This is a genomic window from Planotetraspora silvatica (assembly GCF_016863315.1).
Classification (GTDB): Bacteria; Actinomycetota; Actinomycetes; order Streptosporangiales; family Streptosporangiaceae; genus Planotetraspora; species Planotetraspora silvatica.
Genome location: NZ_BOOQ01000038.1, coordinates 13,514 through 37,750 on the forward strand (window position 1 = coordinate 13,514; position 24,237 = coordinate 37,750).

Below are 24,237 nucleotides of genomic sequence, written 5' to 3' on the forward strand. Positions count from 1 at the left end.
CGCTCTCACAGAAAGCACACGCACCGATGATCATCGATTGCCACGGGCACTACACCACGGCGCCGCAGCAACATCAGGCGTTCCGCGACGCGCAGCTCGCCCGGCTCGCCGACGCCTCCCTGGCCGCGCCGGCCCCGGCCGCGATCAGCGACGACGAGATCCGCGAGAGCGTCGAGAACAACCAGCTGAAGCTGATGCGCGAGCGCGGCGCCGACCTGATGCTCTTCTCGCCGAAGGCCTCAGGGATGGAGCACCACGTACCGGACCCGGAGACCGCACGCGTATGGGCGCGGGTGAGCAACGACCTCGTCTACCGGGTGGTCGGCCTGTTCCCGCAATACTTCGCCGGCGTGTGCCAGCTGCCCCAGACACCCGGCGGCACGCTCGACGACGCGACGGCCGAACTCCGCAGGTGCGTGGAGAGCCTCGGCTTCGTCGGGTGCAACCTCAACCCGGACCCGTCCGGCGGGTACTGGACCTCGCCGCCGCTGACCGACGAATACTGGTTCCCCCTGTACGAGGCGATGGTGGAGCTCGACGTCCCAGCGATGATCCACGTCTCGACGTCCTGCAACCCGAGCTTCCACACCCTCGGCGCGCACTACCTCAACGCCGACACCTCGGTGTTCATGCAACTCGTCCAGGCAGACCTGTTCGACCGCTTCCCCACCCTGCGGTTCGTCATCCCGCACGGCGGCGGAGCTGTGCCTTACCACTGGGGCCGCTACCGGGGCCTGGCCGTACGGATAGATCGTCCGGACCCGTCGGAGCACGTCATGAAGAACGTCTTCTTCGACACGTGCGTATACCACCAGGCCGGCATCGACCTTCTACACCGGGTCGTCCCCGCGGACAACGTCCTGTTCGCGTCTGAGATGCTGGGCGCCGTCCGCGGCGTCGACCCCGAGACCGGGATCGCCTGGGACGACACCAAGCGTTACGTCGACCGGGCCGACCTCACCGACGAGCAACGGCACCAGGTCTTCGAGGCGAACACCCGGCGCGTCTATCCCCGTCTGCACGCGCGACTGACCGCGGAGGGCAGGTAGACCATGTCCCGACTGCATCTCACCTTCGCCTGCGGCGACTACGACCGCACGCGGGCCCTCGCCGAGGAGACGATCCGACCCGACGGGATCGACCTCACCTATCTGCGGCTGCCCGTCGAGGAGACGTTCTTCCGCATGATGCGGCACCAGGAGTTCGAGGTCGCGGAGCTGTCGCTGTCCTCCTACGTCGTCTCGCTGCGTGCCGAGAACCCGCCGTTCGTGGCCCTGCCGGTCTTCACCTCCCGGATGTTCCGGCACGGGTCGCTGTACTGCCACGCCGACGCCGGCATCTCCTCGCCGGAGGATCTGCGGGGCAAGGTGGTCGGCACGCCGGAGTACCAGCTCACCGCCTGCGTGTGGATGCGCGGCATCCTCGGCGACCGGCACGACGTCCCCTTCGACTCGGTCACCTACCTCACGGGCGGGCAGGAGACGGCCGGCCGCATCGAGAAGGCGGGCCTCGACCTTCCGGAGTCGGTGCGGATCAGCCGCATCCCCGACGACAAGACGCTCTCCGCGATGCTGGCCGAGGGCGAGATCGACGCCCTGTGCACCCCGCGTGTGCCGAGCCCGTTCGTCGCCGGTGACCCCCGGGTGCGGCGGGTGTTCACCGACGTCGTCGCCAGCGAGAAGGAGTACTACGCGGCGACGGGCATCTTTCCGATCATGCACGTGGTGGTGATCCGGCGCGATGTGTACGACCGCCATCCCTGGGTCGCCCAGTCGCTCTACAAGGCCCTGCTGGCGGCCAAGGAGGAGGCGTACGCCAACCTCTACGACACCTCGGCGCTGCGGTTCATGCTTCCCTGGCTGACCCCGCAACTGGAGGAGGCACGCGCCTTCCTCGGCAGGGACTACTGGTCGTACGGGCTGGAAGGCAACCACGAGACACTGGCGACCTTCCTTCGTTACCACCACGAGCAGGGGCTGTCGAGGCGGCTGTGGAGGCCCGAGGAGCTGTTCGCTCCAGAGTCGACGGAGTCGGCGGTCATCTGATGACGCGCCGGCTCAGGATGCGTAAGACACGATGAGACTGGTCCTGCTTCGCCACGGCGAGAGCGAGTGGAACTCCAAGAACCTGTTCACCGGGTGGGTCGATGTCGACCTGACGCCGTTCGGTGAGGAGCAGGCACGGCAGGGCGGTCTCCTGCTGCGCGAGGCCGGGCTGCTGCCGACCGTGGTGCACACCTCCCTGCTCACGCGCGCGGTGCGCACCGGGAACCTCGCGCTGGAGGCCGTCGGCCGGGTCTGGATCCCGGCCGGCCGGCACTGGCGGCTCAACGAGCGGCACTACGGCGCCCTGCAGGGCAAGGAGAAAAGGGAGATCCTCCAGAAGTATGGCGAGGAGCGGTTCCGGCTGTGGCGCCGGTCGTACGACGTGCCACCGCCACCGGCCGACCCCGACGACGAATGGCAGGTGGCGAGCGACCCGCGCTACGTCGCGCTGCCCCGCGACCTCATGCCGCAGGCCGAGTCGCTCGCCGACGTCATCGCCCGTCTGCTGCCCTACTGGCACGACGCCATCGCACCCGACCTGCGTGCCGGGCATACGGTGCTGGTCGTGGCGCACAGCAACTCGCTGCGGGCGCTCGTCGCGCACCTCGACCGCCTGGACCGCGAGGAGGTCATGGCGCTGAACATCCCGACCGGCATTCCCCTGCGCTATGACCTCGACGAGGATCTGAAGCCGGTCCAGCGCGGTGGCCGCTACCTCGATCCGGAAGCGGCCGCCGTGGGCGCCCAAGCGGTGGCGGACCAGGGGCGTCAGGGGTCGGCGGGGCCGTTGACACCTGCCAGGTTTTGGACTTATGGTCATACCAAATAACCTATCCGGACCGTGACGCCGTTGCCGAGACTCGGCACGGGGAACCCACGTCCGGCCGTGAGGAAGGGCTGCTGAATGGCCAGGGACGCGCTCGTCAAAGACGAATTGGCGGCGAAGTTCGTCACCGAGAAGGACTCGCCCTACACCCGTTGGGTCGCCGCCGAAGGGCTGGACATCATCGCCGCCCACTACGTCCCGGATCTGCGCACGGTGGAGCTCAAGCCCTGGGTACGGCGAGGCGGGCGCGGCGTGTTCATCAACCATGAGGCCACCCGCACGTCGAACGACTGCTATGTCTGCGAGATCCCGGCGGGCGGCAAGCTGGCGCCGCGGCGGCAGCTGTTCGAGGAGATGATCCTCGTCCTCGATGGGCAGGGGTCGACGAAGGTCTGGAACGACGCCGGCGCCGAGGTCACCTTCGAGTGGCAGGCCGGCTCGCTGTTCGCCATCCCGCTCAACGCCCATCACCAGCACTTCAACGGGTCCGGGCAGAAGGCAGCGCGTTTCGTCTCCTCGACCAACCTGCCTCCGGTCCTCAACCTCTACGACGATGTCGATTTCGTCTTCAACACCCCAAAGGACTTCCCGAACCGCTTCGCCGGCGAGCCCGACTACTTCTCCCCCAAGAGTGAGCAGAAGGGACTGCTCCTGGACACGAACTTCGTCGCCGACGCGGTCAACCTGCCGCTGGTCGAGGCGAAGGAACGCGGCGCGGGCGGCGGGCACATCCGCTTCGCGATGGCCAAGGGCTCGATGAACAGCCACATCTCGCAGTTCCCCGTCGGGACGTACAAGAAGGGACACCGCCACGGTCCGGGCGCTCACGTCATCATCCTGTCGGGCACGGGATACAGCCTGATGTGGCCCGAAGGAGAGGAGCCGCGGCGCTACGAGTGGGGCCCAGGCGCACTGATCGTCCCGCCGAACATGTGGTTCCACCAGCACTTCAACGTCGGTTCGGAGCCCGCCCGCTACCTCGCCTTCAAGCACGAGGTGGTGTCGGTCCGCAACGCGCAGGGCGTGCCGAAGGCGTGGATCAGTCAGCGCATCGGCGGCGACCAGATCGACTACGCCGACGAGTCGCCGTACGTCCGCGAGACCTTTCGCGAAGCCCTCGCCAAGTACGGCATCGAGCCGCAGATGGACCAGGTGTACACGGCCGAGCTCGAGACACTGCCGCCGAAGCCGTAGCCCGGACCGCGAGGCCTGGTCCCGACGCACGTGAGGAGTACGACCGTGAGGCGCACCGGTGCGCACGACCACATCCGTGGTGACGGCCGTCGCGGCCACCACCACGGCGACGTGCCCGCGGTCTACTCGGCGTACGTCCCGGACCACGACCACGCGCATGACGACGAGGCGCTGAGCCCGATCGAGGACAACCCCATCTGGCAGCAGGACAACGTCACGCTGCACAGTGTGGGCATCGACATCGGATCGTCCGGCACGCAGGTCCTGTTCTCCCGGCTGCACCTGCGGCGGATCGGCGAGGACCTGACGACCCGTTACGTCGTGGTCCGCAGGCAGACACTGTACCGTTCCCCGGTCTCGCTCACCCCGTACGCGAGCGCCGAGCACATCGACGCCGAGGCTCTGGGGTCGATCATCGACCAGGCCTACGACGCGGCCGACGTCCGCCCGTCCCACGTCGACACCGGCGTCGTGATCCTGACCGGCGAGGCGCTGCGCCGTCGCAACGCCGCGACCATCGCGAGCGTCCTGGCCGAGCGCGGGGGCGAGTTGGTCAACGCGACCGCGGGCCACAACATGGAGGCGATGCTCGCCGCCTACGGCTCGGGTGCGGCGAAGGCGTCGCACGATACCGGGCTGCGCATCCTGAACATCGACATCGGCGGCGGGACGACGAAGCTCGCGGTGCTGGACCGCGGGCGGGTCGTGACTACGGCCGCGATCCAAATCGGCGGCCGGCTCCTGGTCGTCGATGATCAGGACCGCATCGTCCGCCTCGATCCGGCCGGGCGTCGTCACGCCGCCCGCGCCGGCTACGCCTGGGAGGTCGGCGACGTCGCCCGGCCGGAGCAGCTGCAGAAGGTGGCGGAGATGATGGCGGACGCGATCGTCGCGGCCCTCACCACTGATCCGCTCCCCGACGACGTCGCGGGGCTGTACCTCACCGAGCGGCTGGCGGAGGCCGGGCCGATCGAGGGGGTGATGTTCTCGGGCGGGGTAGCGGAGTACGTCTACGACCGGGAGAGCGGCACCTTCGGCGACCTCGGCCGGCCGCTCGGCCGGGCGTTGCGCCGGCGGGCCGACTCCGGGGCGCTGCCGTTCCCGCTCCTGCCACCGGGCGAATGCATTCGCGCCACAGCCCTGGGTGCGTCGGAGTACAGCGTGCAGCTCAGCGGGAACACCGGCTACATCACTGACCCCGACGCGCTGCTCCCGCGCCGCAACCTGCAGGTGATACGGCCGCACTACGAGCTCGGGGAGACGGTCGACGCGGCGGTGATCGCAGCGGCGGTGCGGCGACACCTCGTCGCCCTCAACGTCGGCCAGACCGGAGCCGACGTCGCCCTCGCCATGTCCTGGAACGGCCTGCCGAGCTACGAGCGGCTCATATCCTTCGCACGCGGCCTACGCGACGGCCTCGCGGACCGGATCACGCAGGGCCGGCCGGTGTATCTCATTCTCGACGGCGACGTGGCCATGACGCTCGGCAGATTGTTGCAGGAGGAGCTTGCGGTCACCGGCGAGCTCCTGGTCATCGACGGTCTCAACCTACGCGATTTCGACTACATCGACATCGGCCGGATACGGTTCCCGTCGAACACCGTGCCGGTCACGATCAAGTCGCTTCTTTTCCACCAGGATCCCCGGTACGACCGACCGACGTGTGACGGCGACCCACTCTGAACGCTCGCGGATCGACATTCGGGCGACGGCTTGGCAAAGTGCGCCGACGTGGCCCGCGCGACCTCGATCGCTACTCCTCACCGCCCGGATTCTCCAGACGCGGATCCGAGTAGTTCGCCAGGCGGTCGGCGGTACGCTGCAGGTGGCGGGTCATGATGCCGCGTGCTCGCTCGAGATCCCGCTGCTCGATCGCCTCGACCAGCTCGAAGTGTTCGTGCGCTCCCCGGGGACCCATCAACGGGGCGGCGACATGTGCCTGTTGCAGCGACATGAGCATGGGGCCGTGGAAGGTCTGCACCAGCATCTCGATTGCCGGATTGTGCGCTGCGGACGCGACCCGCACGTGGAACGCCGCCGACATCGCCATGGTGTAAGAGCCGCTCTCCAGCGCGCTCAGGCCCTGTTCGACGAGGGCCCGCAGGTCCGCGATGTCCTCTTCGGTGGCGCGCTCCACCACTAGCGGCAGGATGCCGAGCTCGAAGACCATACGGGCCTCGGTGACGTCGCCGGCCGTCATCGAAGCCAAGGTCATGAGTTCAGCCAACCCCTTCCCGACGCGTTCGCTGGACGGCTGGATGACGAAGGCGCCGCCTCGAGCCCCGACGCGGATCTCCACCAGCCCACTGGCCTCGAGCACCCGGAGAGCCTCGCGGACCGTCACTCTGCTGACGCCGAACTGCTCACACAGACTGCGCTCGCTGGGCAGCCGGTCGCCGGGGACGAGCTTGCCTTCTCTTATCAGGAGCCGCACCTGCTCTACGATGACCTCGGAGATGCGATCGACACTCACCGGGCTGAACAGGCCCTTCGTCCCTCCGAGGCCCGGCGTCCCATCCGATGGGCCCATTGCCATACCGGCGTCCCTCCACGATCTTGGCCGTTTCCCCGCACTCTGCATGTTACCAGGAATGGTCTGACCAATACGCTCAGCAACTATGGCCGCCTACCAAGATGCAAACGCCTGGTCACCCTGATGCGGCGCCGGACCGGGCCCTGTACACCACTAGTGGCGCACTGCCATTGGTCAAATGGTCTGTTTATTTGCTAATATCTCACCTGGCGCTGGTCGGAGTCACCGGGCAGCAATCGGCGCGCAAGCTCCGGATGCAGCCGTGTCGCGGATGTCAGTGAACGGGAGAGAACCATGCCGAGCATGCGGCTACGGACGGTGGCCCGCACCCAGGGGAACAACCGTGCTCTCAAGAACGGCATGGTCACGCCCAAGCGATTCGACCTCGCCTTCGAGGAGGTCCCGGTTCTCGTTGACGCCTTCCGCCGGATGGTCCGGGAGCTCGAATTCGACGTCTGCGAGATGGCGATGACGACCTACCTCTGCGCCAAAGCGCACGGCAAGCCGTTCACGGCACTGCCGATCTTCCTGGTGCGAGGGTTCCATCACGGAGCCATGGTGCGCGCCCCGAAGGTCGGCCTTCGAGATCCGAAGGATCTCGAAGGCCGAAAGGTCGGCGTCAATCGCGGATACACCGTGACGACCGGCGTGTGGGCGCGCGGCATCTTGCAGGACGAGTACGGTGTCGACCTCAGCAAGGTGACCTGGGTGCCCTCCGGAGACGAACACGTCGCCGAGTACCGCCCCCCCGGCAACGTCAAGCCGCTGCAGCCGGGAGGGAGCCTCGCCGACCTGGTGGCCACCGGCGAACTCGCTGCCGCGGTCGGCGTCGATTCCAGCCCTCCTGACCTCCTGCCGCTGATACCCGACGCAACGGAGGCCGGCTTCGCTGCGCTCCGCCGCCGCGGTCATTACCCCATCAACCACTTGGTGGTCGTGCGGGACGACCTGCTCGCGGCGCACCCCGGATTGGCCACGGACGTGTTCGAAGCCTTCGTCGAGGCCAAGAACCTGTACCTCGACCGGCTACGTCGCAACACGATCGAGGAACCGACACCGACGGATCTCATGCACCGGCGCGTGATGGAGATCACCGGCGCGGACCCGCTGCCCTATGGCATAGCGCCGAATCGTGCCGCCATCGACGAGCTCATCAAGCATGCGACAAGCCAACGCATCCTCGATGCGCGGCCCGACGTGGAGTCGCTGTTCGCGGACAGCACCGTGAATCTGACCGGTTGAGCATGTCGGCCAGACCTTCTGAGCACTCCGAATCTTGTAGTCGATGTAGGCAATCCGACCAGGGAACAGTTAGCGAGGCGGGCGCATGCGGATAGCCATCGTGGCGGATCACCATGGTCTGGCATTGAAGGCTCGACTGATCACCCGGCTCACCGCCCAAGGTCACGAGGTCGACGACCGCGGCGCGCACGCCGACGGGATGACGGTGGACTATCCGCCGCTCTGTGCGGACGTCTGCGGCCGGGTCGTCGACGGTCGCGCCGACCGCGCGATCGTGGTGGGTGGCAGCGGCATGGGCGAGCTGATCGCCTGCAACAAGATCCGCGGCATCCGCGCCGGGCTGTGTCACGACCTGTTCACCACAGAGATCTCCCGCGCCCACAACGACGCAAATGTGATCGTCATCGGCGCCAAGGTCCTCGGCCCGGAACTGGCGGAGGAGATCGTCGATCTGTGGTTCAACACTCGGTTCAAGGGCGGCCCGCACCAGCAGCGGTTGGACCAGATCGCCCTGCTCGAGCGTGGCGAGCCGCTGACCTGACGGGTCATGCCCCTGGCAGGGGACGCCGCTCCTCTTCGGGATTTTCGTGGGCCTCCGCGACCCCCTCGTCATCGGCCTCCACGATTCCGGCGTAGGACCGCACCACGCCGCCCCGCAGCCATGACCACCCGGCGACGACCATCGGACCCAGCCCCCCGATGGTGAGTGCTCCCACGGGTCCGATCGCGCCGGCCACCGCCCCGACGACGACGTCCCCGATCGCGGGACCTCCCCGCGAGGACATCTGGTAAAAGGCGGTGACTCGGCCGCGGATCTCGTCGGGAGTGTCGATCTGGACCGCGGCATGCCGGATCGTGGTCGACATGGCGTCGAAGGCGCCGAGGAGCAGGGCGGCGAGAACGGCAAGGACGAAGACCGGCGAGTGCGCCAGGAGGATGGCGGAAATGCCGTAGAGGACCGTCGAGACCAGCAGGACCCGGCCTTGCCGTTGGCTGCGCTGCACGGTACGGAAGACCGCGTACGTCGCGATCAGCGCACCGGCGGACGGGGCGCCGGACAGCACTCCGTATCCGGTCGCACCGACGTGGAGTACATCCAGTGCGAGCGCCGGCAGCAGGACGCGATAGGCGCTGAACACGGTCGCCGACAAGTCGAGCAACATGAGGTTGTAGACGAGCGGCCGGTGGGCGATGTATTTGGCGCCCTCGGCGATCGACCCGAGTATCGAACGGCGTTCCCCGGACGACTCCAGCTTGGAGATCCGGAGCGTGGCGAGCACTCCGACCAGCACCGCGTAGGACACCGCGTCGACGACGTACATCAGTCCGGGCCCGGCCAGGCTGATGAGCACGCCGGACAGAAGCGGACCCACCAGGACGGCGAGCTCCCGCGACGGGTTGAGCAGCGCGACCGCCTGCCCGATCTGGCTCCTGGGCACCAGAGCGGGGATCAGCGCCTGCCGGGCCGGCTGGTCGAAGGTCGCCGCAGCGGTGGTGAGCACCACGGAGAGCACCACATGCCATGCTTGGGCCTGACCGGCCAGCGTCAGCCAGGAGAGCGCCGCGGCGACGACCAACGCGACGCCCTGCGCGGCCTGGAGCAGACGACGCCGGTCCAGGCGGTCAGCGAGCGCTCCGCCCAGCGGGCTGAGGAGAAGCAGCGCGACCGCCTGCGCGGCGCCGACCAGCCCGGTGTAGGCGACCGAGTCGGTGAGCTCGTAAACCTGGTAGAAATTCGCCGCCACAGTGCCGCGGGTGCCGATCTGTGACAGAACGACCCCTGCCCAATAGAGCGTGAAGTCGCGGTTGCGCAGGATCGCGGGTGTCACGCGGTGTCTTACCTTCCTGGTTGCGCACTCCTGCTTACGCCGAAGGCCCAGGACACTGCCGAGCCCGACGATTCATGGCCGGATGTGCGGTCAGTCGACGGGCACGAGTACGAGCTTGGCGGGATCCATCCGCAGATAGACCGTGGTCCCGGGCTCGATCGAGGTCGAGGGGTTTCCGCGGGTCCTGAGCTCGTGCTTGCCCAGTCCCACCACGTGGTCGAGGCTGTCTCCGAGGTAGGCGCGGGTCAGGACCGTACCCTTCCACTCGTTGGGCACCTCGCCCGCCCGGGATGTGGTGCTGACCTCCACGGCTTCCGGCCTCACGGACACGATCACGTCGGTGCCTATGGGAAGGGTCGCGGCCGAGTCCAGTACGAGCTGCCCGTCGACCGTGTTGACGGTGTATCGATCATCGTCCTTCGACACCACGTTGCCGGACAGGAAGTTGGACGTGCCGATGAACTCGGCGACGAACCGGCAGTTGGGGTTCTCGTATATCTCGCGGGGGCGGCCGAGCTGCACGATGTTTCCGTTCCGCATCACCGCGATCGAGTTGCTGAGGGCCAGGGCCTCGACCTGGTCATGCGTGACGTACACCGAGGTGATGCCGAGCTCACGCTGCACCCTCTTGAGCTCGTAGCGCAGTGATTCCCGCAGTTTCGCGTCGAGGTTGGACAGCGGCTCGTCGAGCAGCAGGAGCGGGGGTTCGATGACGAGTGCCCGGGCGAGGGCGAGCCGCTGCTGCTGGCCGCCGGACAGTTTGGTCGCCTGGCGGTCGGCGAAGTTGGCGAGCTCCATCGTCTCGAGCACGCGCATCACCCGCTCGGAGATCTCCTTACGGCTCACCCGGTCGCCGCGTCTTTTCACCTGTAAGGGGAAGGCCACGTTGTCGAAAACCGACATGTGCGGCCAGATGGCATAGGACTGGAAAACCATGCCCAGCCCCCGCTCGTTCGCGGGGACGTTCACCGGCTTCTTCCCCTCGTTGGTGGAGAAAAGGACGCGACCGCCGACTTCGATGGTCCCCGAGTCAGGGCGTTCCAGCCCGGCGATCGAGCGGAGCGTCGTCGTCTTGCCGCAGCCCGAGGGGCCGAGCAGGGTGAACAGCTGACCGTTCTCGACGTTGAAGCTGACGTCGTTGACCGCGAACACCCGGGCCTCCTCGGGCGTCGCCGCATGCGAGTGACGCCGTCGGCGCTCTCCGTCGAAGGTCTTGACGAGGTTGTTGATGCGGAGCACCTGGTCCTCCTGATAAGGGCCCGTTGTTCAGTCCTGGCGGAGGCCGACCTTGGCCCCGAGCTTGTACGCGATGACGACGAGTACGGCGAGAGTCAGCACCATGACGACACCGAGTGCCGCAAGGACGGTGAACTGGCCGTTCTCGTACTGCTCGAAGATGAGAATGGAAAGTACTTCGTTGCCGGGGCTGTAGAGCAGGATCGAGCTCGACAACTCACGGAACGAGACCACGAGGATGTAGATCCAGCCGGCCAGGAGGCCGGGGGACAGCAGCGGCAGGAGCACCCTGCGGAACGTCTGCCACCAGCTGGCCCCGCTGACCTGGGCGGACTCCTCGAGTTCCGAGGAGATCTGGTGCATCGACGTGACCGCATAGCGCATGCCGTACGGCATGTACCTCGTGCAGTAGGCGATCAGCAGGATGAAGATCGTGCCGTAGATGGGGACGGGGCTGCGCAGGTACACGAAGGACAGCGCGAGCCCGAGCACCAGGCCGGGGACCACGAGCGGGGTGAACGAGAAGTAGTCCACGAGCTGCCGCCCGGGAATCCGCGAGCGCACGACCATCCAGGCGCCCACCGCCATCAGGGCCATGACGAGCGTGGCCGAACCGACCCCCAGCAAGAGTGAGTTCTTCAGCGCCGTCGTCGCAGCCGATATGTGGAACAGCTCACTGTAGTTGTCCAGCGACATCGAGGCGAAGGCCTCGGTCGAGGGCGCCTGGTAGAACTTCAGCAATGACGTGTAGAGGAGCACGAGTAGCGGCCCGACAACGGTGAGGAAGAAGTACACCACGATGGCGCCGCCCATGACCGGCCGCCACTTGCCCAGTTCCATCGGGCGGGGCCGAAATCCCTTGCCGGTCACGGTCTGGTAGTTCTTGCTCGACCTGCCGACGAGGTTGGAGATCGCGACCCCGATCACCGCGAGCACCAGAAGACCCACCGCCAGCGCTCCCGCGGCGGCGAGGTCCGGCGGGTAGGTGCGCAGGACGAAGTAGATGCGGCTGGTGAAGACGTAGATCCCGTTCTGCAGGCCGAGCAGGGCAGGAACCTCGAAACTCTCCAGACTGCGCACGACCATGATGAGCACCGCCGCGACGATCGCCGGGCGCGTCAGCGGCATGGTGACCCTGCGGAAGACCTGCCACCTGCTGGCACCGCTCATCAGAGCGGACTCCTCCAGCGAGGGGTCCATCGACCGGAAGGCGGCGACCATGAGGAGGAAGACGATGGGAGAAAGGTGCAGGCCCTCGACCCAGACCATCCCCCACACGGTGAAGACGTCGAAGAACCCTGGGCCAAAGATCGGTTCGATCACCTTGTTGAGCAGGCCGATGTCCGGGCTCGCCAGGAAGATCCACGCGATGGTGTACAGAATCCCCGGGATGATCAATGGAATGATCGAGGCAGCGAAGAACAGCCCCTTGAACGGGACGTCCGTCCGGACGTTGAGATAGGCCAGCGCGGTGCCGACGGCCAACGAGAGCACGGCCGCTCCGATCGCGAACCACAACGAGTTCCCGATCATGCCACCGACGCGCGGATCGCCGTAGGCACGGGCGAACCCGCCCATGGTGAAGCCGTTGGCGTCGAAGAAGGTGCCCCATATCAGGTAGTACAGGGGCACGAGTGCGAGATAGCCGATCAATCCGGCGACCACGACGATGATCAACGTCTTGGGGGTCGCCACCCGGCGCAGCCATCCGGGCATGGCTCTCTCGCGGGCAGGTGCGGTGGGAGATGCCGTGATCATGCCCTCACCTCTTTCTGAACCAGTCCTGCAGTGATCGCGGGCGCGGCGGCACCGCCGATACCGATGCCGCCGCGCGCTTGGTGACTCAATTCCCGTCGACCTGCTCACCGTTGGAGATGACCTGGTCGTATCGCTTGTTCCACTCGTCGCCGTTCTTCGTCAGCTCCTCGACATCGATGGGGATGATCTCCACATCCTTGAGGGGATCGTCTCCCTCGACGATGGCGGGGGTGAGCCCCTGCTTCACGAGAAGCGCCTGCCCCTCCTGAAGCAGCCAGTCCGTGAACAGCATCGCCGCGGCGGGATGCTTGGCCGTCTTCATCAGCCCGATACCGTTGGGACGGGCGATGACCGGCTCGACGTAGGGCAGGTAGTCGACGGGCGCGCCCTTGGCCTTGGCCTGCCCGACGATGTAGGAGTAGTTGGAGGCGGCGACCGCGAACTGGCCGGCGGACAACAACTGGCCCTGCACGGTGTGGCCCTTGACGACCTTGGCACCCTTGGCCATGCCCTCGAAGATCTTGTTGATCTCGTCGTCGGTCTTACCCTGCTTCTTCCAGTACCCGTAGAGGGTCAGGTACCAGTCGGAGTCGCTGAGCTCCATGGACAGCTTGCCGTCCCACTTGGGATCGGCGAGGTCCTCCCAGGTCTTCGGCGCCTGCTCAGGGGTGACAAGCTTGGTGTTCCAGCTCGGCGCGAACAGATTGAACCGCGTCGCCGTCCATCCCTCCTGCCGACCGGCCTCCGGAACCATGCGGCGCCGCTCACCGTCGTACGTTGCGAGAACGCCCTCGGTGTTCAGGTCGAACAGCTCGGTCGCGTTGGTCTCCACCACGTCGTTGCCCTGGTAGTGGGCCTTCTGCTCCTGCACGACGCGCTGGAGCACCGTCTCCGACCCGGCGCGGTACAAGTTCACCGTGACGTTGTACTGGTCTTCGAACGCCTTGATGACCACGTCCACGACATCGCTCGTCATGGAGGTGTAGAGGTCGAGTGTGCCTTCCTTCTCAGCGAGCGGGACGAGCTTGTCGCGGCGCTGCTGACCGGTCATGCCGTTGACCTCGGCGTAGAGCTTCTCTGCCGCGGTAGGCCCGCCGGCGGTCGTGGCTTGCGGTGCGGTGGCCGTGGGGGAGCCTCCGCACCCGGCGAGCAGGAGCACTAGTGCGGATCCTGTGGCTACCGCGCGCTTCGCAGGTCCGCCGGCACGGCGGGCCAACAGGGGGGGTGCGGTGTTCACTTGACCTCCTGGCCTGACTGGACGATTTCTTCATAGAGCGCGTCCCACTTCTTGGGATCGTCGAGCATTTCCTTCTCGGGCACGGAGATCGCCGTGAGTCCGGCCAGAGGATCGTTCGCCGTGGGGACCGAGCCGACCCGGAAAGACTCGTGGAGGATCTTCTGACCCTCGGTGAGCTCGTAGTCGACGAACAGCATCGCCGCCGCCGGGTGGGTCGCCGTCTTCATCAGGGCCACGCCGTTGGGGCGTATCACGATGGGCTGGATCGGAGTTCCCGAGGCCGGATGCCAGCTCACCGGGGCGCCCTGGTCGGCGGCCTTGTCGATGGTGTGGCTGTAGGAGGAGGCGGTCACCGCGAACTGCCCCGCAGAGAGCAGCTCGCCCTGCGCCGTGTGGCCCTTGGCGATCTTCGCGTTAGCGGCGACCCGCTTGAACAGGTCGCGGACCTCGGTGTCGGTCTTGCCCTGGTCGAGGTAGTGCTTGTACATGGCGGCGAACCAGTCCACGTCGCCGATCTCCAGCGAGATGCGCCCCTTCCACTTCGGGTCGGCGAGCTCCTCGAACGACTTCGGCTCCTCGCCGGGCTTCACCTTGGTGGTGTTCCAGCCGATCACGAACACGTTGAACCGGGTGGCGGTCCAGCCGTCGGCCTGGCCCTCCTTGCGTACGGCGTCACGCAGCGCGCCTTCGTACGGATAGAGCATCTTCTGGTCGTTCATGACGTTGAGCTCGCCGGCGTTCGTCTCGACGAGATCGTTGCCGTCGTAGTTCGCCTGCTGCTCTTGCAGTACGCGCTGAAGCACCGACTCAGAGTTTCCGCGGTAGACCTTCACATCGATCGGGTAGGCCTTCTTGAACCCGTCGATGACCTTGTCCAGGTCGGTGTTGGAGGTATAGATCGAAACCGTGCCCTCTTTCTTCGCGAGATCAAGGAGGGTCTTGGTCCGTTCGTCACCGGTGAGCCGGTTGATGCGGTCGTAAATCGCCTGGGCTTTGGTGCTGGAATTGTTGGCTCCGTCGACCGCAGGGCCTCCCGCGGTCGGCGAGGCGCCACAGGCCCCAAGGAAGAGGATTACGGCGGCCGCAGCCACCGCTCCGAGGATTCTCTGGTGTTGCATTGATGCTCTCCCGCGAGCTCGGCGAGTCGGTGCGAGCCCCGACCCGGCGGATGCACGTTTCTCCCCCCCGCGAGAAATCCTGTTTAAATCACGCCCGTGTCGGTCTGGGCCAGGTTGAAGTGCCGGTGCCACGCCAAGCGCGGGGGCGCGATGCCACGCCAGGGGCGTTCCGGCAACTCCGTCTTCCGTAGGTCGCATAGGAGCACGAGCCCCTTGATCGGAGCATGCTCCCCGTTGAACTCGTCACGAGCGGCGATCTCCGACGCGTCCCGGTTCCGCTCGTTGGCCGCTACTCCGGGCAGATCGTCATCGCGCATTTTGCCTCCCTTTGGCGAGTGACCCCGAGTAGACACCTCAGCGGACTAAAGGTCTAACCCTTGAGCCATACTTTTACCGGACCGTTACATCGCGGACAAGCCCCCGGCCAGGCCCCCTGATAGACGCCCGGCCGTCTCCCCACACCTAGATCAGATAGGGCCCCGTCGGCCGTCCGGCGACCTCACCGCCGACACACGCGAGGACGTGGCGAGGACGGGCCCGCCCGCCGACAAGAGTCGGAAGAGGTGACCCCGGACCCCTTCCATGAACGAGGAACGGTAATACCATTAGCCTCATTTGGGGAGGAGGCTCTCGGTGGGCTCAGCAGGTGACACGTTCCTCGTCCGATCCCGCACAGCCCATCGGCGTGTCTTCCGCTCACTCACCGTGCCCAACTACCGACGTTTCTTCGCCGGTCACGCGGTCAGCGTGATCGGAACCTGGATGCAGCGGGTGGCGCAGGACTGGCTGGTGCTCGAACTGACGGACTCCCCCGTCGCGCTCGGAATCTCGACCGCGCTGCAGTTCCTGCCCACCCTCTTGTTCGGCCTGTGGGGAGGCGTCCTCGTCGACCGGCTCGACCGGCGCCGCACGATCATGGCGACGCAGGCGGTCAGCGCCGTCCTCGCGGCCGCTCTCGCGATGCTCGTGCTGAGCGACGTCGTGCAGCTCTGGATGGTCTACGCGCTCACCCTCGGGCTCGGTTTCGTCACCGTGCTCGACACGCCCGCGCGACAGGCCTTCGTCACTGAGATGGTCAGTCCGGAGAACTACGTGAACGCGCAGGCCCTGAACTCGACGGTGCACAATGCCGGCCGCCTCGTCGGCCCGGCGATCGCCGGGGTCCTGATCGCGACCGTCGACATCGGTGCGGCATTCGCGGTCAACGCGCTCTCGTTCGCGGCGGTCCTGCTCGGGCTCGCGCGCATGAACCCCAAGGAACTGCACCGGGTTCCGGCCCTTCCCCCAGCGAAGGGTCAGGCCAGGCAGGGCCTGCGATATGTCTGGGAGCACACGGAGCTACGCGCGTGCCTGTTCCTCGTCGCCGTGGTGGCGCTGCTCGGGCAGAACTTCCGCGTCGTGTTCCCTCTACTCGCCCGCGAGACCTTCGGCGGAGGCGCAGAGGTCTACGGCTGGCTTACGTCCGCTCTCGGAGTCGGCGCAGTGCTGGGTGCCCTCGCGAGCGCCGCGCGCGTGGACGCCACCGCGTGGTCTCTGCTGCTGTGGACGTTCGCCTTCGCCGGCGTGAACGTCGCCGCCGCGGCCGCTCCCGCCCTTGCCCTGGCGATGGCGGCGATCGTCGCACTCGGTATCGCGAACATCTGCTTCAACACGCTCGCCCGCACGCTGTTACAGATAAGGACGGATCCCACCTTGCAGGGACGGGTGATCGCCCTGCACAGCCTGGTCTTTCTCGGCAGCACTCCCCTGGGCGCCCCGGTCACGGGGTGGGTGTGCGAGCAGTGGGGACCTCGTGCCGGACTCTTGCTGGCCGGGATCTCGGCGGGGCTCGCAGCCCTCGCGGTGTTGCCGTGGTTGCGGAAGGTGCGCGCCCGGCGCGAGGAATGACCGCCGGTCAGTCGATCGCGAGCCGGACATGGCCGGGCCCAAGGCGCGAGTGACGGACAGGTCAGTCGAGGGACAGGCCGGCCAGCCGCAGCCTGGCGACATGGTGACGCCAGATGTTCACGTCGTTGAACGACGAGCCGAGGTCGGGAAGCTCCGCGATGTCCTCAGCGGAGAGGTCCGCGGCCCGGTCACCGAGCCGGGCCCGCTCGACGCTGACGCGAGCCAGCGCGTCCAGGCTCAACGCCCGCGAGACAGCCTGTTCCACCGCGTGCTCGCCCGACCCGACCGTGGTGATCCCGTGCCCCCGCATGACGCACACGGCCGACTCGCCCATGGCCTCGGCCAACTCTCGTCCGAGCTCCGGGCGCCGGACGAGGACGGCCCTGGCGTAGACGGGGACGCCGTCCAGGGCCATCCGTGCCGCGGGGATGTTGTAGGCGCCGAAGACCGGCCGCAACGGGATCTCCTCCACGCCCGCGACCAGGATCGAGGGAGGGTGGCAATGGAGCACCGCATCGACGTCGGGGCGGGCGCGCAACACCTCTGCGTGGATGGGCAACTCGTTCGGGACCGCCCAGGGGCCGAGATCGCCGCCTTTGCCCCCGAAGTCGACCAGCCGCACGTCCTCCTCGAGGGTGAACAGCAGTCCCTCTTCCTGTGGGCCACGGCAGCGCACCAGCATCGCGTCGGGTCCGACACGCACGCTCACGTGACCCAGAATGTCCTCCGCGAGCCCAGCGTTTGCCAGGATGCGGCAGGCCAGCACGATCTTGCGACGCAGAGGGGTGAGGTCGTCAGGGAGCGTCACGGTGCTTCTCCGTTGGGCGGATGCCGACATGGGTGGCCCCCGGATCCGTCCTGTCGCCGGCGACGCGCAACGCGTCGTGCGCCGCTTGCAAGAGGAACCGGTGCGTGCTCAACCACTCGAGCGGGCGTCGCTCGGCTTGGGTGATCTCGATGAGGGCTATTGGTAGGACCATATTGCCGGTCAGGCCTTAGAGTGTCAACGAAGACGTAATCAGACCACCTGATGCTGGAGTATGGACGCATGACCGTCGAACAGCGCAAGACCAAGTCGGGCAGAGCGGGTTCGGGGACAGGGGTGGGCCTGTTCAGCCCGGTTAGTGCGGTGCGAGTCTCCCAGGTCATCGTCGATCAGATCCGCCTGCTCATCCAGCAGGGCCGCCTCAAGACCGACGACAGGCTTCCGAGCGAACGGGATCTGTGTGAACAGTTCGGCGTGAGCCGTGTTACGGTCCGCGAGGCGCTGCGGGTCCTGGAATCCGGCGGCCTGATCGAGATCCGGGTCGGGGCGCGCGGCGGAGCGTTCGTGTCCACGCCATCGAGCGCACGTGTCGGTGAGGGGTTGGCCACCCTGCTCAAGCTCAGTCCGCTTACGGCGGCGGAGGTGACGGAGGCCCGCATGGTCTTCGAGCTCGGGATCGTCCCCATCGTGGTCGACCGCGCGACCCCCGAGGACATCGCTGCGCTCAAGGAGATTTGTGAAAGGCAGCAGGACGCCCTGAAGGACGAGTCCTACTCGATGACGTTGTCCGCCGAGTTCCACGTGCAGGTCGCGGCATGCACGCACAATGCGGCAATCGAGATGCTGGTCAAGAGCTTCCACGGACCACTGCTGATGTCACTCGAAGAGGCGAAGGTCGCCGCTCCCGTGATGGGCCTGCTCGGCAGCACCGAACATCGTGAGTTCGTTGACGCCATCGAGCGCCACGACGCCGACCAGGCCGCAGCGATCATGCGTGCCCATCTCCAGCGCACCGCCGACCGGGTCGCTCCGAACACTCCCGCATGCTGACGCGTCCGTTGGGCCGGGGACGGCAGGCCTCCTGACTAATGTGCGTCCGTTGCGAGTGCACTTCGCACGCGGGGAAGGAGTCGGGGCGAGTCGCAGCACGTCACTGTCTTCCTAATGGTCTGTTTCCTGGCGAAGTCTGGAAATGCGCGCGATCAAGGTGGAGGGACATCCCGCGTGGCTCGGCCGGGCTGGAGGGGTGATCGGCGCGGCGACGACCGTGGGGCCATTGGTCTGCTGTTTCCGGTACGACTTGTTCCCGGGGGTGTTGCTCTACGGGTTACTGGTCTCGGTGATCGTGCCGTTGTGGGGCATCGCCTCGGGGATCACAATGTGGCGTCGGGGAAAAACTGCCTCATTCTGAAGGTATGAGTAACTGGCTCACCGGACTCGGCATCGCCATCGGTTGCATGCTCGCGAGCTGGGCCGTGCTGGTGATGCTCGCTCGCCGCCTGCCGCCCGGAATCCTGCGCGATCTGGCTGCCTTCATTCCCGACTGCGTGACCACGGTGCAGCGACTGCGGAAAGATCCGCAGGTGCCACGAAGAGCGAAGATTGCCATCGTGTTCGCGGGGTTGTGGGTCGCCAGCCCCATTGATCTGATCCCCGAGTTCCTGCCGGTGATCGGACCGCTCGATGACATCGTCGTTGTCGCGCTGGCCTTACGCTACGCCGGTCGCCAGGTCCCGCGCGAGGTCCTCATTGAGGCATGGCCTGGAGAGACTCGTCTGTTGGAACGGCTTCTTGGTCCAGCGCGGCCAGCGTCATGATTCGCGATGTGGTGGAACCCGCCGCTGGTCGTACGGGCTCACCAGACCGCCTTCCGCCTGGATGGCCGGCGCCACGGCGAGGGCGGGGAATCGCGGATGTCGTCGACGCCCGGCTTAAAGGCCAAACCCCACGCACCGACCCGCCGGGCTGGACGACCAAAACGCAGGGAGGACGGGCCCGTTGTGCGCCCGCCCTCCCCGACCGTCAGTGGGTGACTCGCTACTACTGCGGAAGCGCGATCTTCCAGACGCTGCGGCCGAACGTCGCCGCGTAGAGCGTCTTGCCGTCACCGGTGATCTTGATGTCGAGCACCGGCGTGTTGGGCAGGCCGTCGCCGAACCGCTTCCAGTTCTTCTTGCCGTTCTTGTCGTAGAAGACGCCGAAGTCGGTCGCCGCGTAGAGCTGGTCGTTCTGCTGGTCGTAGGCGAGCATCTCGACCGGCGCGTTCGGCAGCTTTCCGCTGATGTTGTTCCAGCTCGCTCCGCCGTTGGTCGTCTCCCAGACGTTCGCCGCGTAGTCGCCCTCCCGGTAGCCCGAGTAGGCCACGTACACGTGGTCGGCGTCGGCCGGGTCGACCACGATCGAGTTCACCCACCGGACGGGCAGGCCCTTGCCGGTGAACTCGGTCCAGTTGGCGCCGAGGTCGGTCGTCTTCCAGAGCCGGCCGGTGTCGGTACCGACGTAGATCGTGTTGCCGTCCGTCTTCGCCACACCCACCGTGGTGATCGTGGAGTAGAGGCCGCCGTAGGAACCCTGGTCGTCCTGTTCCGGCGGAACCGGGCCGGTCAGGTAGTCCCCGGGCGGGCTGATCTGCGTCCAGGTCGTGCCCCGGTCGGTCGACCGGTCGAGAACGTTGCCGCCGAAGTACACGATCGAGGGGTCGCTCGGGTCGAGGACGACCGGGGCGTCCGTCGTGATCCGCGAGGAGTGCCGCGTTCCGAACCGGATGTTGCGGGTGGTGCCGTTCGCGTCCTCGTGGCGGGTGCAGTTTCCGACCTGGGAGCACTCGTAGTAGATGTTGTGGTCGCTCGGGTCGATCACGACGAAGTGGCCGTCACCGCCGCCGTAGGAGTTCCACTGCGTCAGGTCCGAAGGCCCGGCGGCGGCGGTCCAGGTACGGTTGCTGCCGTTGTCCTGCAGGCCGGACGCGAGCCGGCTCGGGTCGTCCATGGCCACCGCGAGGTGGTACGACTGGTTGAACGGCTCGTACGTCGCGTGGATCCACGAACGGGTGGCGCCGTTGGCGTCGGAGCGGTAGACGCCGCCGTCGTCCCCGAGGTAGACCCGGTTCGGGACGTTGGGGTCCCACTGCACGATGTGCTGGTCGGAGTGGGGTCCGCTGGAGGTGGCCCACGTCGCGCCGCCGTCCTTGGACTCGCGCAGGTTCACATCGGCGTTGAACAGGTGGTTCTCGTCCTTCGGGTCGACCCACAGGCGCCCGAACCACCACTCGAAGCCGCTCGAACCGCCCGCACGACCGCCCGGCACGAATGAGTCGCCGCCGTCGTTCGAGACGTAGAAACCCTTGTCAGGACCGTAGGTGTTCCCGGAGATCACGTACACCCGGTTCGGGTCGTTCGGCGCGATCGCGACTCCGATGCGGCCGAGGCTCGCGTCGCTCGTCAGGCCGGTGCCCGAGGTGTCCGAGACATGCTTGCCGGTCACGTTCTCCAGCCGCTTCCACGTGTCCCCGCCGTCGTCGGACCGGTACAGACCGGAGCCGACACCGCCGTAGAGGCGTGCGCCGCTGTTGCGCTGGTGGTCCCACAGCGACGCGAAGATCCGCTTGGGGTTCGTCGGGTCGATCGCCAGGTCGACGCCGCCGGTGGTGGCGTTCGGCGTCGGCAGGACGAGCTTCCAGTCCTTGCCGTGGTTCGTCAGCCGGTAGATGCCGCGCTCACTCGCCGACCCGGACAGGTTCCCCGCGGCCGCGACGAAGACCGTCTGCGGGTCCGTGGGGTCGACGACGATCCTGCCGATCGCCGCGCTGCCGGTGAGGCCCCACTGCTGCCAGTGCTTGCCGCCGTCGGTCGACCGGTAGACGCCGTCGCCGAAGTAGGTCAGACCGCCGCCGGACGGGTTCGCCTCGCCGGTACCGGCCCACAGCGTGCCGTCGGGGCCCATCGCCAGCGCGCCGACCGTCTGCGTGTAGTCGTCCGGCCAGGCCGGCTCGAAGGTGTTACCGGCGTCCGTGCTCTTCCAGACGCCGCCGCCCGATGCCGCGACGTACAACGTGTCGGGGTGGGCGGGGTCGACGGCCAGGTCGGTGACACGGCCTCCGATGTTCGAGGGACCGACGAGATCCCAGGTGCCGTCGCCGGGTTTGAGCGCCTTGGCCTGCTGGACCGATTGCTTGATCTGCGCGGCCGTCACCTCCTGGCCGGAGGTGAACTTCTGCGTGAGGTACTTCGCCGGTTCGGCGGGACCACCGTCCTCCTCCTCGCCGGGAAGCTGGAGAGAGGCGCTCGTCTGGCTTCCCGCGGACAGGACCGCCTGACCAGAGAACGCGGGCCCCTGGAATGTCAAGGCCGACACGGCGAACGCGAGCACGCCCGCCGTACCGATCGCGGGCAGGGCACGCCTCATCCGACCCTTACGTCTCTTGACCATTCCGTCTCCCAATAACCCGTCCACAGTTGGACATCTGGGGCAAAAGGTAAAGAGAGCGGAAGTATTGAGTCAATAGACGTTTGTCGAAGGTTAACTACTTCCGGGACGTTGCGGGCGTGCCCGCTCGATGCCGCACCGCGCGTCGGCGTCGTACGGGGGCCGGCCCGTGCACCGCCTCCAGCAGCACGAAACCCGTTGGCGGAGCCGCCAGGGTCTCGTGCGACAAATGTAGGAAGCCACGGGCCGGCGTTCGTCTCCTACGACAACGTGTACTTGACCCGGACCTTTCCTTCGCACAGCTGGATCACCTGAATGGCCACGTCGTGAGGTCCAGACAGGTGCGCTTCGGCCTCCGAGCCTTCTTCCTGGTCCTTGCGCTCGATCTTGTACCCGGCCTTGGCGAGCACGTCCGCGGCCTCGTCGCGAACACTGTCGAGCTTGGTGGGATCCGCGTCCTTCGCGACGAAGAACAGCTCGGTCTTGCCGAAGGGCCCCTTGGACATGTAGACCTGCCCGCCGGGCGGCATCGGCAGGTCCGCGGGCGGCTGCCGGTCCGGCTTGCCGGTCAGGTCGCCGGCCTGCGAGCAGGGGATGCCGTTGCCCGCCGCCTCAGGGCTCGCCGCCGCCGTAGTCGCGCTCACGGGGCTTCCCTGAGCAGCGCCGTTCGAAGTCTCCCCGCAACCGGCGAGCGACGCCACAGCCGCGACGGCGATGCTCGCCGCAGCGATCAGTCGTGTGATGTTCATGAAATTGTTCCTCAGGGGGTGAGATAAGGTCCTGCGCATGATCGGGCAGGAATCCCTCAAAACGGGCGGATACGCCCGCGGGCGGCGACGCTACCAGGTTCGCCGGCGTGGCCACAGACGACGGATGGTGCCGATGTGGGTCGCCGCCCTCATCGTGCTGATCTCCGCCTGCTCGGGCGGCGGGTCACAGGGGGCGTCCACCGACGACCTACTGGTGGTGGTCAGCGCGCCCATGTCCACAGAGCCGTGGATCGACGCATTCCTCGAACGAGGGGCGCGGCTCGCGATCGACGAGCTCAACGCGCACGGCGGGGTCACCACCTCGTCCGGATCACGCCGGGTCAGGCTGACTGTGCTCGACAACGCCGGGTCACCGGCCAAGGCCGCGGCGAACGCCCGCAAGGCGGTCGACGACCACGCGGCCGTTCTGCTCACTGACGGGACCGGCGCGGCCTCCGTCGCGCCGATCACCGACGCCGCGCACCTGCCGGTCTTCATCTGCTTCGAAGGCGGCGAGGCGCTGATCGACCCGTCCCGCTGGCCGAGCCTTTTCCGCATGGCGCCGGCCAACAAGCCGATGGCGCGCCGGCTCGCCGACTACATCGCGAACAGCCGCCCCAAAGTCGGCGTGATCAGTGACGACTCGACGTACGGAGAGCAGGGCCGGGAGGCGCTGCTGCAGGCCTTCAAGATCGACGAGGTGGAGGTGGCGGCGGATCAGAAGGCGCCGGCACGCTCCCCCGACCTGACGACGCAGGTGCTGGCCGCGCGGCAGGCGGGCGCCGACAAACTCGTGGTGTGGGCGAGCGCGAGCGACGTGATCGCGGTCATCCAGGCCGTCCACGCGCTGGGCTGGAAGGTGCCCGTCTACACCGGGCCCACCGGTGAGGACCCGCTGGTCCGTCAGCGCCTCGCCGAGCATCCGGAATGGCTCGACCAGGTCACCTTCGTCTCATTCCGGATGACCAGCGAGGTCGGGCCGGGGCCGTTCGAGCAGTTCCGCGCAGGCTACGAGGCGAAGATGGGCGTCGATCTGGTCGGTGTCCGCCAGGACGGCAAGCAGGTCGTGCAGCCGCCGGACTGGCCGATGCTCTCCTACGACGCGGTTCACCTGGTCGCCGCATCGCTCAGCGAGAGCGGCGCGCCGGGCGAGCCGCTCATGGAGGCCCTGAACAAGATCAGCATCACCGGCGCCAACGGCGACTACCGCGGCTACGCGGCCGACCAGCACGAGGGGGTGAACCCCAGCGACATGTACTTCGCCCGGTTCCACGGATTCGTCTTCGAACCCGTCGGCGACGACCCGCTCTCCGACACCATCCCCTCGGTGAACCAACTGCAGGACTGACGCCCTTCACCACGGGGACGCATATCGGGGCCTCCGGGAAAGGG

General features: G+C 67.1%; 21 protein-coding genes. 11 read left to right on the top strand and 10 right to left on the bottom strand.

All coding sequences use genetic code 11. From position 1 onward, the window contains the following. Nucleotides 1-26: 26 nt before the first annotated feature. The 5 genes from Psi02_RS26885 to Psi02_RS26905 all read left to right on the top strand — a co-directional run bounded on the left by Psi02_RS26885 (nt 27) and on the right by Psi02_RS26905 (nt 5,748). Nucleotides 27-1,049 (top strand): amidohydrolase family protein, encoded by a 1,023-nt coding sequence (locus tag Psi02_RS26885; RefSeq protein ID WP_203978449.1) that lies wholly within the window; start codon nt 27-29, stop codon nt 1,047-1,049. 3 nt (nt 1,050-1,052) lie between these two features. Then, the gene (locus tag Psi02_RS26890) at nt 1,053-2,045 is read left to right on the top strand and encodes a substrate-binding domain-containing protein (protein ID WP_203978450.1); all 993 of its coding nucleotides are present in this window, start codon (nt 1,053-1,055) and stop codon (nt 2,043-2,045) included. Nucleotides 2,046-2,076: 31 nt separating this feature from the next. Beyond that, entirely contained in the window at nt 2,077-2,874 is a 798-nt protein-coding gene (locus Psi02_RS26895) for a phosphoglyceromutase (RefSeq protein ID WP_203978451.1), read from the top strand. 75 nt (nt 2,875-2,949) lie between these two features. Further along, nucleotides 2,950-4,065, top strand: a complete 1,116-nt coding sequence (locus Psi02_RS26900; RefSeq protein ID WP_203978452.1) for a cupin domain-containing protein — start codon at nt 2,950-2,952, stop codon at nt 4,063-4,065. 45 nt (nt 4,066-4,110) lie between these two features. Beyond that, nucleotides 4,111-5,748, top strand: coding sequence for an ethanolamine ammonia-lyase reactivating factor EutA (locus Psi02_RS26905; RefSeq protein ID WP_203978453.1), 1,638 nt, complete (start codon nt 4,111-4,113; stop codon nt 5,746-5,748). 70 nt (nt 5,749-5,818) lie between these two features. Here the strand turns inward: Psi02_RS26905 and Psi02_RS26910 are convergent, their stop codons facing one another. Next, nucleotides 5,819-6,646 (bottom strand): FadR/GntR family transcriptional regulator, encoded by an 828-nt coding sequence (locus Psi02_RS26910; RefSeq protein ID WP_308442274.1) that lies wholly within the window; start codon nt 6,644-6,646, stop codon nt 5,819-5,821. Nucleotides 6,647-7,027: 381 nt separating this feature from the next. On the opposite strand from Psi02_RS26910, the gene Psi02_RS26915 reads away from it, so the two are divergent. After that, on the top strand, nt 7,028-7,840 hold the full coding sequence (locus tag Psi02_RS26915; RefSeq protein WP_203978455.1) for a substrate-binding domain-containing protein: 813 nt from the start codon (nt 7,028-7,030) through the stop codon (nt 7,838-7,840). A gap of 85 nt (nt 7,841-7,925) precedes the next feature. Then, nucleotides 7,926-8,381 carry an RpiB/LacA/LacB family sugar-phosphate isomerase gene (locus tag Psi02_RS26920; protein ID WP_203978456.1) on the top strand — a complete coding sequence of 152 codons (456 nt, stop codon included), beginning with the start codon at nt 7,926-7,928 and terminating at the stop codon, nt 8,379-8,381. 4 nt (nt 8,382-8,385) lie between these two features. On the opposite strand, the gene Psi02_RS26925 is transcribed toward Psi02_RS26920, so the two are convergent. The 6 genes from Psi02_RS26925 to Psi02_RS26950 all read right to left on the bottom strand — a co-directional run bounded on the left by Psi02_RS26925 (nt 8,386) and on the right by Psi02_RS26950 (nt 15,335). After that, nucleotides 8,386-9,669, bottom strand: a complete 1,284-nt coding sequence (locus tag Psi02_RS26925; RefSeq protein ID WP_203978457.1) for an MFS transporter — start codon at nt 9,667-9,669, stop codon at nt 8,386-8,388. Nucleotides 9,670-9,759: 90 nt separating this feature from the next. After that, nucleotides 9,760-10,908: an ABC transporter ATP-binding protein gene (locus tag Psi02_RS26930; protein ID WP_239095183.1), complete on the bottom strand. Its 1,149-nt coding sequence runs from the start codon at nt 10,906-10,908 to the stop codon at nt 9,760-9,762. A 27-nt stretch (nt 10,909-10,935) separates the two neighbouring features. Beyond that, nucleotides 10,936-12,663 (bottom strand): ABC transporter permease, encoded by a 1,728-nt coding sequence (locus tag Psi02_RS26935; protein ID WP_203978458.1) that lies wholly within the window; start codon nt 12,661-12,663, stop codon nt 10,936-10,938. A gap of 85 nt (nt 12,664-12,748) precedes the next feature. After that, nucleotides 12,749-13,822, bottom strand: a complete 1,074-nt coding sequence (locus Psi02_RS26940; RefSeq protein ID WP_203978459.1) for an ABC transporter substrate-binding protein — start codon at nt 13,820-13,822, stop codon at nt 12,749-12,751. Nucleotides 13,823-13,896: 74 nt separating this feature from the next. Then, a complete protein-coding gene (locus Psi02_RS26945) occupies nt 13,897-15,018 on the bottom strand; it encodes an ABC transporter substrate-binding protein (protein ID WP_203978460.1) in 1,122 nt (373 codons plus the stop codon). Nucleotides 15,019-15,101: 83 nt separating this feature from the next. Continuing rightward, the gene (locus Psi02_RS26950; protein WP_203978461.1) at nt 15,102-15,335 is read right to left on the bottom strand and encodes a hypothetical protein; all 234 of its coding nucleotides are present in this window, start codon (nt 15,333-15,335) and stop codon (nt 15,102-15,104) included. Nucleotides 15,336-15,651: 316 nt separating this feature from the next. Between Psi02_RS26950 and Psi02_RS26955 the strand changes: the two genes are divergently transcribed. Then, the gene (locus Psi02_RS26955; protein WP_203978462.1) at nt 15,652-16,905 is read left to right on the top strand and encodes an MFS transporter; all 1,254 of its coding nucleotides are present in this window, start codon (nt 15,652-15,654) and stop codon (nt 16,903-16,905) included. 61 nt (nt 16,906-16,966) lie between these two features. Here Psi02_RS26955 and phtC read toward each other — a convergent pair whose 3' ends face one another. Next, complete coding sequence (gene phtC, locus Psi02_RS26960) at nt 16,967-17,713, bottom strand: 3,4-dihydroxyphthalate decarboxylase (protein ID WP_239095184.1); 747 nt, start codon at nt 17,711-17,713, stop codon at nt 16,967-16,969. A 240-nt stretch (nt 17,714-17,953) separates the two neighbouring features. On the opposite strand from phtC, the gene Psi02_RS26965 reads away from it, so the two are divergent. Further along, a complete protein-coding gene (locus Psi02_RS26965) occupies nt 17,954-18,721 on the top strand; it encodes a FadR/GntR family transcriptional regulator (RefSeq protein ID WP_203978464.1) in 768 nt (255 codons plus the stop codon). Nucleotides 18,722-19,086: 365 nt separating this feature from the next. Beyond that, on the top strand, nt 19,087-19,488 hold the full coding sequence (locus Psi02_RS26970) for a YkvA family protein (RefSeq protein ID WP_203978465.1): 402 nt from the start codon (nt 19,087-19,089) through the stop codon (nt 19,486-19,488). Between the two features lie 223 nt (nt 19,489-19,711). Here the strand turns inward: Psi02_RS26970 and Psi02_RS26975 are convergent, their stop codons facing one another. After that, nucleotides 19,712-22,099: a WD40/YVTN/BNR-like repeat-containing protein gene (locus Psi02_RS26975; RefSeq protein WP_203978466.1), complete on the bottom strand. Its 2,388-nt coding sequence runs from the start codon at nt 22,097-22,099 to the stop codon at nt 19,712-19,714. 257 nt (nt 22,100-22,356) lie between these two features. Beyond that, nucleotides 22,357-22,845 carry a hypothetical protein gene (locus Psi02_RS26980; RefSeq protein ID WP_203978467.1) on the bottom strand — a complete coding sequence of 163 codons (489 nt, stop codon included), beginning with the start codon at nt 22,843-22,845 and terminating at the stop codon, nt 22,357-22,359. A 37-nt stretch (nt 22,846-22,882) separates the two neighbouring features. Between Psi02_RS26980 and Psi02_RS26985 the strand changes: the two genes are divergently transcribed. Then, nucleotides 22,883-24,193, top strand: a complete 1,311-nt coding sequence (locus Psi02_RS26985; protein WP_203978468.1) for an ABC transporter substrate-binding protein — start codon at nt 22,883-22,885, stop codon at nt 24,191-24,193. Nucleotides 24,194-24,237 lie beyond the last annotated feature (44 nt).